This is a genomic window from Pseudoalteromonas sp. S4492 (assembly GCF_005886115.1).
Lineage (GTDB): Bacteria > Pseudomonadota > Gammaproteobacteria > Enterobacterales > Alteromonadaceae > Pseudoalteromonas > Pseudoalteromonas gelatinilytica.
The window spans coordinates 1-13,720 of sequence record NZ_PNCP01000065.1; the positions used below are offsets into that span (position 1 = coordinate 1).

Annotated in this window: 10 protein-coding genes and 1 tRNA gene; 5 read left to right on the plus strand and 6 right to left on the minus strand. The window is 43.1% G+C overall.

Going from position 1 to position 13,720, the window contains the following annotated elements; genetic code table 11:
• Window positions 1–219: 219 nt before the first annotated feature.
• Together CWC28_RS19175 and CWC28_RS19180 are read right to left on the minus strand one after the other, a co-directional pair.
• Window positions 220–304: transfer RNA gene (locus tag CWC28_RS19175), tRNA-Leu, on the minus strand.
• A 177-nt stretch (window positions 305–481) separates the two neighbouring features.
• Window positions 482–2,134 carry an acyl-CoA dehydrogenase family protein gene (locus tag CWC28_RS19180; protein ID WP_063702148.1) on the minus strand — a complete coding sequence of 551 codons (1,653 nt, stop codon included), beginning with the start codon at window positions 2,132–2,134 and terminating at the stop codon, window positions 482–484.
• A gap of 140 nt (window positions 2,135–2,274) precedes the next feature.
• Here CWC28_RS19180 and CWC28_RS19185 point away from each other — a divergent pair, with 140 nt between their 5' ends.
• A complete protein-coding gene (locus tag CWC28_RS19185; RefSeq protein WP_063702146.1) occupies window positions 2,275–2,775 on the plus strand; it encodes an RDD family protein in 501 nt (166 codons plus the stop codon).
• A gap of 75 nt (window positions 2,776–2,850) precedes the next feature.
• Here the strand turns inward: CWC28_RS19185 and lptG are convergent, their stop codons facing one another.
• Window positions 2,851–3,918: an LPS export ABC transporter permease LptG gene (gene lptG, locus CWC28_RS19190; RefSeq protein ID WP_105174541.1), complete on the minus strand. Its 1,068-nt coding sequence runs from the start codon at window positions 3,916–3,918 to the stop codon at window positions 2,851–2,853.
• Window positions 3,915–5,027 (minus strand): LPS export ABC transporter permease LptF, encoded by a 1,113-nt coding sequence (gene lptF / locus CWC28_RS19195; protein WP_063702144.1) that lies wholly within the window; start codon window positions 5,025–5,027, stop codon window positions 3,915–3,917. The genes lptG and lptF overlap by 4 nt, the downstream gene beginning before the upstream one ends.
• A gap of 322 nt (window positions 5,028–5,349) precedes the next feature.
• On the opposite strand from lptF, the gene pepA reads away from it, so the two are divergent.
• The 3 genes from pepA (at window position 5,350) to CWC28_RS19210 (ending at window position 10,316) form a co-directional block, all read left to right on the plus strand.
• Entirely contained in the window at window positions 5,350–6,864 is a 1,515-nt protein-coding gene (gene pepA, locus CWC28_RS19200) for a leucyl aminopeptidase (RefSeq protein ID WP_063702143.1), read from the plus strand.
• A gap of 126 nt (window positions 6,865–6,990) precedes the next feature.
• Window positions 6,991–7,437: a DNA polymerase III subunit chi gene (locus CWC28_RS19205; RefSeq protein WP_063702141.1), complete on the plus strand. Its 447-nt coding sequence runs from the start codon at window positions 6,991–6,993 to the stop codon at window positions 7,435–7,437.
• 23 nt (window positions 7,438–7,460) lie between these two features.
• Window positions 7,461–10,316 (plus strand): valine--tRNA ligase, encoded by a 2,856-nt coding sequence (locus CWC28_RS19210; RefSeq protein ID WP_063702138.1) that lies wholly within the window; start codon window positions 7,461–7,463, stop codon window positions 10,314–10,316.
• Between the two features lie 166 nt (window positions 10,317–10,482).
• Here CWC28_RS19210 and CWC28_RS19215 read toward each other — a convergent pair whose 3' ends face one another.
• Window positions 10,483–11,760 (minus strand): outer membrane protein transport protein, encoded by a 1,278-nt coding sequence (locus tag CWC28_RS19215; protein WP_063702136.1) that lies wholly within the window; start codon window positions 11,758–11,760, stop codon window positions 10,483–10,485.
• Window positions 11,761–12,096: 336 nt separating this feature from the next.
• Here CWC28_RS19215 and CWC28_RS19220 point away from each other — a divergent pair, with 336 nt between their 5' ends.
• Entirely contained in the window at window positions 12,097–12,420 is a 324-nt protein-coding gene (locus CWC28_RS19220) for a hypothetical protein (protein ID WP_063702134.1), read from the plus strand.
• Here CWC28_RS19220 and CWC28_RS19225 read toward each other — a convergent pair.
• Window positions 12,380–13,597, minus strand: coding sequence for a cyclic di-GMP phosphodiesterase (locus tag CWC28_RS19225; RefSeq protein WP_063702132.1), 1,218 nt, complete (start codon window positions 13,595–13,597; stop codon window positions 12,380–12,382). The two genes, CWC28_RS19220 and CWC28_RS19225, sit on opposite strands and share 41 nt — an antisense overlap.
• Window positions 13,598–13,720 lie beyond the last annotated feature (123 nt).

The following is a 13,720-nucleotide window of genomic DNA, read 5'->3' on the forward strand; positions in this document are numbered from 1 at the left end:
ACTTTATCGGGGTCAGATCAATCGGCTAAAAACTGATAGCTGATGGCTGATAGCTTTTTCAGGCATAAAAAAAACCCTAACCAATTGGCTAGGGTTCAAAAGTGGTACCAGTAGGCGGACTTTTACTTGCTTCAGTGCCACGCCTCGCGTGGCGCTCAAGTCCGCAAACAACTTTTTCAGGCATAAAAAAACCCTAACCAATTGGCTAGGGTTCAAAAGTGGTACCAGTAGGCGGACTTGAACCGCCACGCCCGAAGGCAACGGATTTTGAATCCGTCATGTCTACCAATTCCATCATACTGGCTTCATTTTTCTTTAACCTTCTAAACACGAGAAGATAAAGAAAAACCACTTTAGAGCAAGAAGCTTTTTTAACTGCTTTTGTCTCTATGCCAAGCATTATACAAAGAATGGGTAAGGCGGCAAGCGTTTTGTGCGGCGCCACTGCTCAACCGCACAATAATTAAACAAGTTGTTAACTTTAGAGTTTTGGCATCATTCGCGAAACAATCGCCTGACAATCGATATCATGACTCAGGCAGCCGTACTGACTAAACCCTGCACCACTTAAACGACTTTTTACAAACGCATCGGCAATAAGTGGCTCGCCAAATTGTAATAGTGTTGCTGCTTGCCAAAGCTGTGCCAGCCTTTCAATTATGCGCCGAGCATGCATTTCAAGGTTTGCAGTATCTGTGAGCATCTCTTTTAGTTCATCGAGTTTTATCGCAAAATCAGGATGCAAACTGCGCGCTTTTTCAAGTTCATTGATAAGCACCTCAAGTGATTCAGGTTCACGGCTAAACACGCGTAGAAGGTCGAGGCATTGCACATTACCAGAGCCTTCCCAAATAGAGTTTACCGGCGCTTCTTTATACAGTCGGCTGGTAATGTTGTCTTGTACATAACCCACACCACCAATACATTCCATAGCCTCATAAGTATGCTGCACTGCACGCTTACAGATCCAATATTTACCGATTGCTGTGGCGCTACGTATTAATGCCACTTCATTGCTATCATCTTGGTTATCAAGGGCGTTGGCAATACGCATTGAAATGGCTAGTGCAGCCTCTGCTTCGATAGCTAAATCTGCCAATACATTGAGCATGAGTGGCTGTTGATGTAAGTTTTTACCAAACACACTACGCCCAGCGGTATGCCAAATTGCCTCTTTTACTGCTTGTAACATCAGCGAGCTTGAACCCAACATGCAGTCATAACGAGTTAGAGCAACCATTTGAATAATAGTGGCAATGCCTCGCCCCGGCTCGCCGAGTAACCAGCCATGCGCGCCTCTAAATTCAATTTCAGAACTCGCATTTGATTGATTACCTAATTTACTTTTTAAGCGCTGAATATACATGGCATTTTTCTCGCCAGTTTCGAGCCAGCGCGGCACTAAAAAGCAAGATAATTGCTTTTCATCGGTATTAGCGAGGACTAAAAATGCGTCGCTCATAGGTGCTGAGCAAAACCATTTATGCCCAGTTAAAGCATATAATTGCCCTGCCCCCCTCTCATTGACGGCATCGGCTTTGGTGGTATTAGCACGAACATCGGAGCCGCCTTGTTTTTCGGTCATCGCCATACCTATGGTGACACCTTTTTTCTCGGTCCAAGGCTTATTATCTGAATCGTAATGATTTGCCAGTATTTTAGGTAGCCACATAGCCGCTACATTTTCTTGACTCGCAATGGCAGGCACACTGGCAAAGGTCATGGTTAATGGGCAGCCGGAGCCCGGATCAGCATGATTGTGCAGCACCGCCATTACCGCTCTTACAACATGGCTACCGGCTTTTTGTTGCTGCCAAGGCAATGCGCAGTGCCCTTGCTCTATCGCATGCTGCATTAGCTGATGGTAACTTGGGTGATAATCAACTTGGTCTATGCGTTCGCCAAATCGGCTGTGAGTGGTTAATTCGGGTAAGTGTTTGTTTGCTAAGAACCCAGCTTGCAGTAATACACCTCCCACTTGCTCCCCAAACGCCGTTAAATGCGCAGTTCCCCATTGCCCAGCAAAACGATTTTGCCAATATTGAAGTACCGTGTCGGTCTCATAGGCATTGTAGTTTTCAAGTGGTTTGGGTTGATTAAATACCTGATGAGTTTCGCTTTGAGAAACGGCCATAACTGTGTGCTCATTTTTATTATTTTCTCAACTATAGCAGGTCAGACCTGTTTGTCGACTTACTAAACAACCGCTAACTATTTCTTGTTTGCTCAGGACTTTGCTAAACTACTGCGCAATTTAATTGGATGAGATTGTTTATGTCAGCTGAGTTTCCACGTGCCGGTTTTTGGCGCCGCTTTGCCTCTTTAATTTACGATACCTTGGTTATCATTGCTTTTGCGATGCTGACAACCGTACTCTATTTATTAGCTGTTCAAGGGCTAATTTCTTTAGAGTTACTAAGCATTGGTGACGCTGAAGATGTATCTGCTTTCATTCAAAATTCACCATTATTGTATGGCATCCGTAGTGCGCTATTGGTGATAGTGAGTATTAGTTTCTTTAGCTATTTTTGGGCTAAGAGCGGCCAAACAATTGGTATGCGGGCATGGCGTTTAAAGGTGCAAACCCTCGATGGTCAATTAATTAGCTGGCAACAAGGTGCACTTAGAGCCATTACTGCGCTATTAGGTTTAGGTAATTTAGTGGTGTTGGTCGATTTTAAAAATAAGCGCGCATTGCAAGATTACATCGCAAAAACTGAAGTGATCACCCTCACCAAAGAAGAAAATAAACGTATTTATCGCTCACTTGATTAAGTGATTAAGCAACACATCAGGCACAAAAAAAGCGTGGCTACAAACCACGCTTTTTTTGTGCATTTTACACAAGTACTACACTCGTTTATTTAAGAGATAAGTTGCAAAACCAATAAACAACAGGCTTGGTAACACGGCACCAACCACTGCTGGAATTTGATAAACCATCACCACAGGACCGAAAATCTCATTGGTTAAGTGGAAAGTAATACCGGTTATTACACCCATTATAATACGTGCCCCCATCGTCACGGTGCGAAGCGGGCCGAATATAAACGATAAAGCAACAAGCAACATCACAGCCACAGACACCGGTTGCATTATTTTGCGCCAAAGCGCTAATTCATAGGTGCTAGTATCTTGCTCATTCTGTTTTAAGTAACTTAAATATGACCAAAGCCCAGTAAACGACAGTGCTTCCGGCTTAACCGACACCACCCCGAGTTTCTCGGCGGTCAGTTGCGAGTCGTAAAACTCTTCTTTTTGCTGCTCTGTACTAATTTGCTCTGGCGTGATCATTACTTTGTTTACATCACGCAACAACCAACCATCTTTACGGTTTACGGCTTCTTTTGCTTTCGTAATTTGAGTAAGTTGCAACGATTTATCAAAGTGATACATGTGAACACCGCGTAAAGTGCCCTGCTGGTCGACATCTTCAATATTAATGAAATTACTGCCATCTTTAGCCCACACACCGCGCTTGGCATTAAAAATATCCCCACCATTAATTGCTTGGTTACGGATCTCTTTTGCCTTGAGCTGTGCTTCTGGGGCGCCCCATTCACCAAGCGCCATCATACAAATCGCCATAAACATCGCGGTTTTCATTACTGATGCAATAATTTGTAAACGTGACATACCCGCCGCTTGCATGACTACCAGCTCACTGTTTGATGCCAATGCACCTAAGCCTGTTAAGCCACCAATCAAGGCTGCCATTGGGAAGAAGATAACTAAATCACCCGGCATGCTATATAGAGTGTAAATAAGCGCAGTAGCAATATCATAACTACCACGGCCAACCGATTTTAACTGCTCAATAAACTTAATTAGGGTACTAATACCTACCAGTACCATTAAAGCAAAACCGGTGGTTTGAATTATGCTGCGACCTAAATACCAGTCGAGTGTTTTCATCATGCGTTTAACTCCCGCTTAGTCACAACTGCTTTTAACCATGCGCCGAGCGGACGACCTTTAATAATCAAGAATCCACCAATAAATAAAGCTGACAAATGGATCCACCATAAACCAATTGAAGGAGGTATTTTGCCATCTTCAACTGCAAATTTAGCGGCATTGAGTAATATGAAATACCCTAAATACAAGCTGATTGCAGGCACTAATTTAGCAAATTTACCTTGGCGTGGATTCACCACACTCAAAGGTACTGCTAGTAAAGTTAACAATGGAATTGACAGCGGAATAGCAAGACGCCATTGCCACTGTGCAATGGCTTCAGAGGTTTTCATTTTGAATAAATCAAGCGTTGGAATGGCTTCTAACTTACGGCGCTGGTGTTCAATTTCTTGATCTTGAATTTGCACACTGTAACCATCGAATTCTGTTAAGTTTAACGCAGCAGACTCGCCATCTGTTTCGTAGCGCTTACCATCGTTAAGAACAAGTTGCTGTTCACCGCTTTCTTGCTCAATCACCACACCACGTTCTGCATACACCAAACGTGCTAAGTCACCTTTTTCACGATCGGGTAGCTGAGCAACAAATACCTTGTGTAACTCTTTGCCGCCATTTTCAATATTGTGAATAAAGACCACAGCTTTTTCGTTACCGGTTTGTTGGAAACGCCCGGCACGTAATGCCGATAAGCCAGCATCAGCTTTGGCTTGCTCTTTTAATTGATATTCTTGTTCACTGGCCCATGGCGCGATGTAAAGTGTCAGCGTCCCAGCTAAAACAGCCATCGCAGTGCTTGAGATAAGGGTTACCCGAACCACATACCATTCACTGACACCGCAAGCTCTGAATACGGTCATTTCGCTGTCGGCATAAATGCGACTGTACGCCAGAATAATCCCTAAGAAGATACTCAAAGGTAAGATAAGGGAAGCCAGCTGAGGAAGTTTTAGTGCAATCATCGAGAGCACAAGTTTAGCAGGAAGACCCCCTTCAGAGGCGTCTCCTAAAATAACAACAAACTTTTGAGACACAAAAATAGTCATCAAAGTTAAAAATACGGCGACCTGCGACTTGAGAACTTCAGTGGTCAAATAACGAAAAATTAGCAATGCTCGCCCCTGTTAAACATCGAGTTTCACTGGAATAGTAAGGAATTTTGAGTAAACTAGTTATTTTACTCACTTTATTATATGCCATCACAGTTAAATATCATACCTAGCAAGAACATATAATCTTGCATAAATGGTGCAGATGGCGTCTATTATGTGATATTGATAGTCACATTAAGATAAAGTTCAAAAACACATAAATAGAGTCATAGTTTATGTACTAAGATTAGTGCTATTAAACTAAAAAATGTAAGAAAGGACTCGTAAAAGAATTTCTTACCCTTATTAACTAAGGTTATATGACTCAATATCAGGAGTAACAATGGAATTTAGCGTAAAAAGTGGTAGTCCAGAAAAGCAACGTAGCGCATGTATTGTAGTAGGCGTTTATGAGCCACGTCGTTTATCCCCCATTGGTGAACAATTAGATAAGATCAGTGACGGTTATATTTCTAACTTGCTACGCCGCGGTGACCTTGAAGGTAAACCAGGCCAAGTATTGCTATTGCATCATGTGCCTAATGTGCTGAGCGAGCGTGTACTACTAGTAGGTTGTGGTAAAGAGCGTGAGCTTGATGACAAACAATATAAACAAATCATCTCAAAAACGATTAACACGCTAAACGAAACCGGTTCGATGGAAGCGGTATGCTTTTTAACTGAGCAGCACGTTAAAAGCCGCGACACCTATTGGAAAGTGCGTCAAGCAGTTGAAACAACACAAGATTGCTTGTACACCTTCAACCAACTGAAAAGCAAAAAGAGCGACCCTCGCCGTCCACTACGTAAAATTGTTTTCAACGTACCAACGCGCCGCGAGTTAACCATTGGCGAAAGCGCAATTGAGCATGGCTTAGCAATCGCTGCGGGTAGCAAATTATGTAAAGACGTTGCCAACATGCCGCCAAATATCTGTAACCCGGCATATTTAGGTGAACAAGCACAAGAGCTTGCTGAAAATTTTGAGAACGTTAGCGTTGAGATTATTGGCGAAGAAAAAATGGCTGAGCTGGGCATGAATTCATACCTAGCAGTTGGTCGTGGCAGCGCGAATGAATCGGTTATGTCGGTGATCAACTATCAAGGTGGCGACAAAGACCAAGCGCCAATCGTGTTAGTGGGTAAAGGCTTAACCTTTGACTCAGGTGGTATTTCAATTAAGCCTGGCGAAGCCATGGATGAAATGAAATACGACATGGGTGGTGCAGCGGGTGTTATTGGTACGATGCGCGCTTTAGTGCAAATGCAATTACCGATTAACGTTGTCGGTGTTTTAGCGGGTTGTGAGAACATGCCTGGCTCAAACGCTTATCGCCCTGGTGATATTTTAACCACTATGTCGGGTCAAACAGTTGAAGTGTTAAATACCGATGCTGAAGGCCGTTTAGTACTGTGTGACGCACTCACTTATGTTGAGCGCTTTGAACCAGATACTGTTGTCGACGTAGCAACACTGACTGGCGCATGTATTATCGCGCTGGGTTCACATGCCACTGGTTTACTTTCAAACCACAACCCGCTTGCCCATGACCTACTAAAAGCGTCTGAGCAAAGTGGCGACCGTGCTTGGCAACTACCACTGTGGGATGACTATCAAGAGCAACTTGAAAGCCCATTCGCAGATTTCACCAACTTAGGTGGCCGTGCTGCAGGTACGATTACAGCGGCATGCTTCTTATCTAAATTCACCAAAAAATATAACTGGGCGCATTTAGATATCGCAGGTACAGCATGGCGCAGCGGCGGTAAAAACAAAGGTGCAACGGGTCGTCCGGTCCCTATGTTGACTCAGTATTTACTGAACCGCGCGGGTGTAAGCGAAGCAAGTCACGATTAAGCCTTATTGCAAGCTTAAAACTAACCCTAAATAAGGCGCCAAATGGCGCCTTATTAATTGAAGCAAGTCTCGTTCTATGTCAAAATCCCTGCTTTGATCTGTGTATCTGTGGGGACGTTTGTCACAATGAGCATGAACGCACAATTTTACGTTCTAAAACAAGATGATAATGCCCACCAATCGGCTGGAGCAGTTTTCGATCTGGCAGCTAAAATTGCTGCGGATCAGTATCGTCTAGGTCATCGCGTATTTATTTACGCCGATAACACCGACACGGCCCACACAATCGACGACATCATTTGGTCATTTGAACCAGATAGTTTTGTACCTCACAACTTACAAGGTGAAGGCCCTAAAGGTGGCGCACCGGTTGAAATTGGTATGACTCCGCCTGTCGGCAACAGAAAAATATTAATCAACTTAGCTGAACAACTTCCGGATTTTATCCGCCGTTTTCAGCAGGTTTATGATTTCGTACCCGTTGAGCCAAATGCTAAGCAAGCCGCCCGTGAGCGGTTTAAAAAGCTTCGCCAACTGGGCGCCCATATTGCAACGCAAGAAATTGACATTTAAGCATTTATTTAAGGTTCTGTGTAATGGATAAAACCTATAATCCGCAAGATATTGAACAGTCTTTATACCAAGGCTGGGAAGAAAATGGCTACTTTAAACCGTCTGGTCAAGGTGACGCATACTCAATTATGATCCCGCCACCAAACGTCACGGGTAGCTTACACATGGGCCACGCGTTCCAAGATACCATTATGGATACGCTAACGCGTTTAAAGCGTATGCAAGGCAACAACACATTATGGCAAGTAGGTACTGACCACGCGGGTATCGCAACACAAATGCTTGTTGAGCGTAAGCTTGCTGCTGAAGAAGGTAAAACACGTCACGACCTTGGCCGTGAAGCATTTATCGAAAAAATCTGGGAGTGGAAAAACCACTCTGGCGGCACGATCACTAAACAATTACGTCGTTTAGGTGCTTCTGTGGATTGGGACCGTGAGCGTTTCACTATGGACGAAGGTCTTTCTGAAGCGGTTAAAGAAGTATTCGTACGTCTTCACAAAGAAGATTTAATTTACCGTGGTAAGCGTCTAGTTAACTGGGACCCTAAACTTCACACGGCTATTTCTGATCTTGAAGTTGAAAACAAAGACAAACAAGGTCACATGTGGAACTTGCGTTACCCACTTGCTGATGGCGTAAAAACACAAGACGGCAAAGACTATATCGTTGTTGCCACAACACGTCCTGAAACAATGCTAGGTGATACAGGTGTTGCGGTTAACCCTGATGATGAGCGTTACCAAGACCTGATCGGTAAAGACATTTTACTGCCTATCGTAAACCGTCGTATTCCAATTGTTGCCGACGAGCATGCAGACATGGAAAAAGGCACAGGTTGTGTGAAAATCACGCCTGCCCACGACTTTAACGATAACGAAGTAGGTAAACGTCACCAGCTTCCTATGATCAACATCTTCAACAAAGATGCTGCGGTATTAAGCGAAGGCGAAAGCTACACATTCGACGGTAAAGAGCTTGAATTAGATGCGCCAATCCCTGAGCGCCTACACGGCCTTGACCGCTTTGATGCACGTAAAGCGATTGTGAGCGAATTTGAAGAACTTGGCCTATTAGAAAAAATTGAAGATCACAGCTTAACAGTCCCTTACGGTGACCGTTCTGGCGTAGTGATTGAGCCTCTTCTTACTGATCAGTGGTACGTTCGCGTAGCACCGCTTGCAGAGCCTGCAAAAGAAGCAGTTAAGAATGGCGACATTAAGTTCGTACCTCAACAATACGAGAACATGTACTTCTCGTGGATGAACGACGTACAAGACTGGTGTATTTCACGTCAACTTTGGTGGGGTCACCGCATCCCTGCTTGGTACGACAACGAAGGTAACGTATACGTTGGTCGTGACGAAGCTGAAGTACGCCGCGATAACAACCTTGCTGATGATGTTGCACTTAAGCAAGACGAAGACGTTTTAGATACGTGGTTCTCATCTGCGCTTTGGACTTTCTCAACGCAAGGCTGGCCTGCAAACACAGACGATTTAAAAACCTTCCACCCGTCTGACGTATTGGTAACAGGTTTCGACATCATCTTCTTCTGGGTTGCTCGTATGATCATGATGACCATGCACTTCATCAAAGATGAAGACGGCAAGCCACAAGTACCATTTAAAACCGTTTATGTCACTGGCCTTATCCGTGATGAAAACGGCGATAAGATGTCTAAATCGAAAGGTAACGTACTTGATCCTATCGACATGATTGACGGTATCGACCTTGAAAGCCTAGTTGAAAAGCGCACTGGTAACATGATGCAGCCACAACTAGCGAAGAAGATTGAGAAGAACACCCGTAAAACATTCGAAAACGGGATTGAAGCACACGGTACAGACGCACTGCGTTTCACCCTTGCAGCAATGGCTTCTACGGGTCGTGATATCAACTGGGATATGAACCGCCTTGAAGGCTACCGTAACTTCTGTAACAAACTATGGAACGCAAGCCGTTACGTATTAATGAACACAGAAGAGCAAGATTGTGGCTTTGCTACAGATGCTGAAAAACAGTACTCACTCGCTGATCGTTGGATTTTAGGCCAATTTGAAGCAACGGTTAAAACCTATACTGAGCATCTAGAAAACTACCGTTTTGACCTAGCAGCAAACACCATTTATGAGTTCACTTGGAACCAATTCTGTGACTGGTACCTAGAACTGACTAAACCAGTATTGTTTAAAGGTAACGAAGCACAGCAACGTGGTACTCGTCACACCTTAATCACGGTATTAGAAAGCCTACTTCGCTTAATGCACCCGTTAATGCCATACATCACAGAAACGATTTGGCAACGTGTTGCGCCACTTGCAGGTATCGAAACTGCGGGCACTAGCATCATGGTTCAAGGTTTCCCTGTATACAATGAAGCTAATGTTGATAGCCAAGCGATGGACGACCTAGAATGGGTTAAACAATTCATTCTTGCTATTCGTAACATTCGTGGTGAAATGGATATCAGCCCAAGCAAACCATTATCTGTATTGCTTGCTAATGCGTCTGACGAAGACAAACGCCGCTTAACGGATAACGAAGCATTCTTAGCGTCGCTTGCTAAGCTTGAAGAGTTCACCCTTCTTGATAATAAAGACGATGCACCAGCGTGTGCAACATCGTATGTTGGTAACCTTGAGATCATGATCCCAATGGCTGGCCTAATCGATGTTGAAGCTGAATTAGCTCGTATCGCGAAGCAGCTTGAGAAAGCAGAAAAAGGCTTAGCACAGGTTCAAAACAAGTTAGCTAACGAGAAGTTCGTAAATAACGCACCAGAAGCTGTACTTGCTAAAGAGCATGCTAAACTGGCTGAATTTACCGATGCGAAAGACAAACTGTTAGCGCAAAAAGCGAAAATCGAAAGTCTATAACAGCATATATAGCGCTATAAGTTTTATAGCGCTTACAAAAAAGCCGCACTATAACATTGTTATAGTGCGGCTTTTTAATGCTCTGTAACAGCGACTTTACGTCGCGTCACAATTATACCAACCCGCAATAATACTTAATCATTTTGAGGGATTAAACGAATTGGTATTAAAATTTGTAGTTGTACTGAGCACCAACTAGAACTGCGTGACCTTTTGATTCAAATTCCCATGAAACATCTTGGCCTAAAGAAGCAGCTAGACTGTCTTTTTCAGAGAAGTTTTGTGTTTTACCACGAAGGATGCTTACACCTAAGTCAACATTTGAGTTTTCGCTGAATGCGTAGTTACCACCAAACGAGAACCAGAAACGATCTGTATCAGGGATAGAGATTGAAAGGTGCGATTGGTCTGCTGGCGACTCATCGTATGCAATACCTGCACGAAGTAAAAGTGCATCGCTGTACTGGTAGTCAGTACCGATAGAGTAACGCATTGAATCAGAGAAGTTCTCTTCTTTAGAGAATACAGGAGATTCAACACCTGGTACGTAGGCTTCTAATTTTTGGAAGCTGTCCCAACCAGTCCATAAGATGCTGTAGTGTACGCCTAGCTTCTTATCGATTTGGTGTGAACCAGAGAATTCTGCAATGGCTGGTAAGGTTAATTTTAACTCACCTGGTACTTTAGTACCCGCTAGACCGCCAAAAGCAGCTGGAAGTTGGTTTGAATACTCGCCTTCAAAGTCGATATCTGTTTCGCTGCGGTAGTTAAAACCAAAACGGTTGTTTTCGTCTAACTGATACATTGCACCAATGTTCCAACCAAAGCCGTAATCGTCACCTTCAAGGTGAGCAATTTGCGTGTTAGCTGGTAAACCTAGAGGGTTTGCACCTGCATTACGAACAACTTTCGCATCAGCATAAACATAGTTTAAGCCAAGACCTAGGCTGAACTGTTCGTTGATTTTGTATGACGCGCTTGCATTCATGTTAACTGTTACGATTTCAGTTTCACCCGCGATAGAGCCTGCCGCATAGTCATCTTTAAACTCAGTTGAAAGACCAAAGTTTGAAAAAGCACCAAAGCCTAAAGACACTTTGTCGTTTAAAGGCATAGTGAAGTAACCTGCAGGAATAAATGCAGATGGCGCAATGCTATCGTCATCGATAGAGCTTTCATCTAAGCTGTATGCAGCACTTTCACCTTTTAAGCTTACATCTGGAATGACAGCAATACCTGCTACTGAGATTTGCTTGTCTTTGAATAAAGACATAAGTGCAGGGTTACGAGCAACAACAGACGCGTCATCAGCAACGGCTGCTTCACCAGCGTATGCACGACCTAAACCTGATACGTTTTGCTCTGCTAATTGGAAAGCTGCAGCAAAGCTGTCAGCAGAAACAACAGCAAGTGATGCTGCAATTAGTGTTTTAGTGAACTTCATAAATCTGTGTCCTCTTGCAAACTTGTGCGAAAACTAATCCAACAATGAGGGCAACCTATTAGTTAAGCATAAAAGATTAGCGCTGTATGTTGGTATTAGATGTTTTATTCTAATGATTACAAACTTTCGAACATTACCTTAATTAAGATCAAAAAACTGTAATTTTTCGTTAGAAATAGGTAAAAAACCCGCATTTTAACAACAAGATAACAACTTATTAAAACTCATCAGATCTCTGATTACAAAAACAACAAACAGTAGTAATTATCATTTGCATTGACATCTATTTCTTGTCCCTTTAGACTAAAAATAAAGGTTTTTCTGTTGAGTGTGAGTATGGGAATCGCATTGATTATTGCGGCACTGATGTTATGCGGTGTGAGTGTTCATTATTTTTGTAAAGCAAACTACTGTGCCTGTACTAAAGCGGGTGATTGCGATAATCCAGTGAATCATTATTGGTTAGGCGCTATGCTAAGTGCGGTGTTGTCGCTGTTATTATGTTGCGTGGCGTTGCATGTCGAAAAAGGCACGTTATTGTGGTTGGTATTAATGACGAGTTGCTTTAGTGGTGCATTTATATCAGCAAAGCGCAACGCCAAAAAACGCTGCATTAAGTCTAAACAAGCAGATGCTCTTTTAACAAACGAGCCAAATTGAGTTGATAATCTAGAGGCTTAATACTGGCAATAATTTTTAGCTCTTTTTCTGCGCTTAAATCGACGTCTTTGGCAGTAATATGATGCTTATGCTTGGCATTATAGAAGATCTTTATTTTCGGCTTGATTGGGTTTTCATGGTTACCTTCCATCACTAATGCCAAACGCTCATTGTTTAATTTCACAATAGTTCCAACCGGGTGCACACCTAGGCACTTAATAAAGCGTTGCACCAATTCAGAATCGAACATGTGTTTATTAGCGAGCAAATAACGCAGCGCTGAGATTGGCTCTTCACCCATTTGATGGGGTCTATCTGCCGTCATGGCATCATACACATCAACGATTGCCATAATACGTGCTGCACGGCTCAACTTTTCAGCCGCAATACCACGTGGGTAGCCTGTACCATCTAAACGCTCATGGTGATTCACAATCATATCGAGCATTAACGGCGTAATGCCCTTTTCACCTTTCACTAAGCCCAAACTCTGCGCCACATGCTTTTTAACAACTTGCATTTCGTTGTCGTTTAAAGCGCTTGGTTTAGACAATACACCTTGTGGCATTTTCGCCTGGCCAATATCGTGCATCAAGGCACCCATTGCCAGTTCTTTAATTGTTTTTTCGTTGTAACCTAAGTACTTAGCAAACACACTCACCAAAATAGCGGTGTTAATCATATGACGCCAATTGTAGATATGCTTATCTTTGAGGCGAGTTAAAATAGTTAATGCGTTATGGTTACGAAATACCGAGCCCACTATATCAACAGCGATATCATCGAGCACCGACATATTTATCTTTAAACCTGATGTAATGTCTGAATAGAAGCCTTGTAGTTTTCGGCTATGCTGTTCGTAATGCACACTGGCTTTTAAAAACTCTTGTTGAACCGTGACCCCTTGCGGCTCTTCATTAGCTGCAGGCTTTTGTTCAACTTTCGGTTTAGCTGGTTCGGGTTTTGGCTGGTATTTTTTAGGGAGTGCAACATCGCTTTGAGTAAAGTCGATGAGTAGCTCTTCAACCCCTTCAGAGATCAGGCGCTGAATAATCGTTTTATCACGCACTAAACCACGTGTTTTGATCTTAATACTATTTACATGCTCATGTTGCTTACTGACACTGTCAACAAACATCCCTGGTACAAGTTCGGCAATGGGTAAGGTAATAAGCATATGTGAGCTTAGCGCATAAAAACATCGAGTTTTTTATTATCGCTAATTGATTACAAATGTCTATAGATTGGGTAGCGAATACGAAATAGGTATGAGCTATGGAGTTAGAAAGGGGAAAGTTAG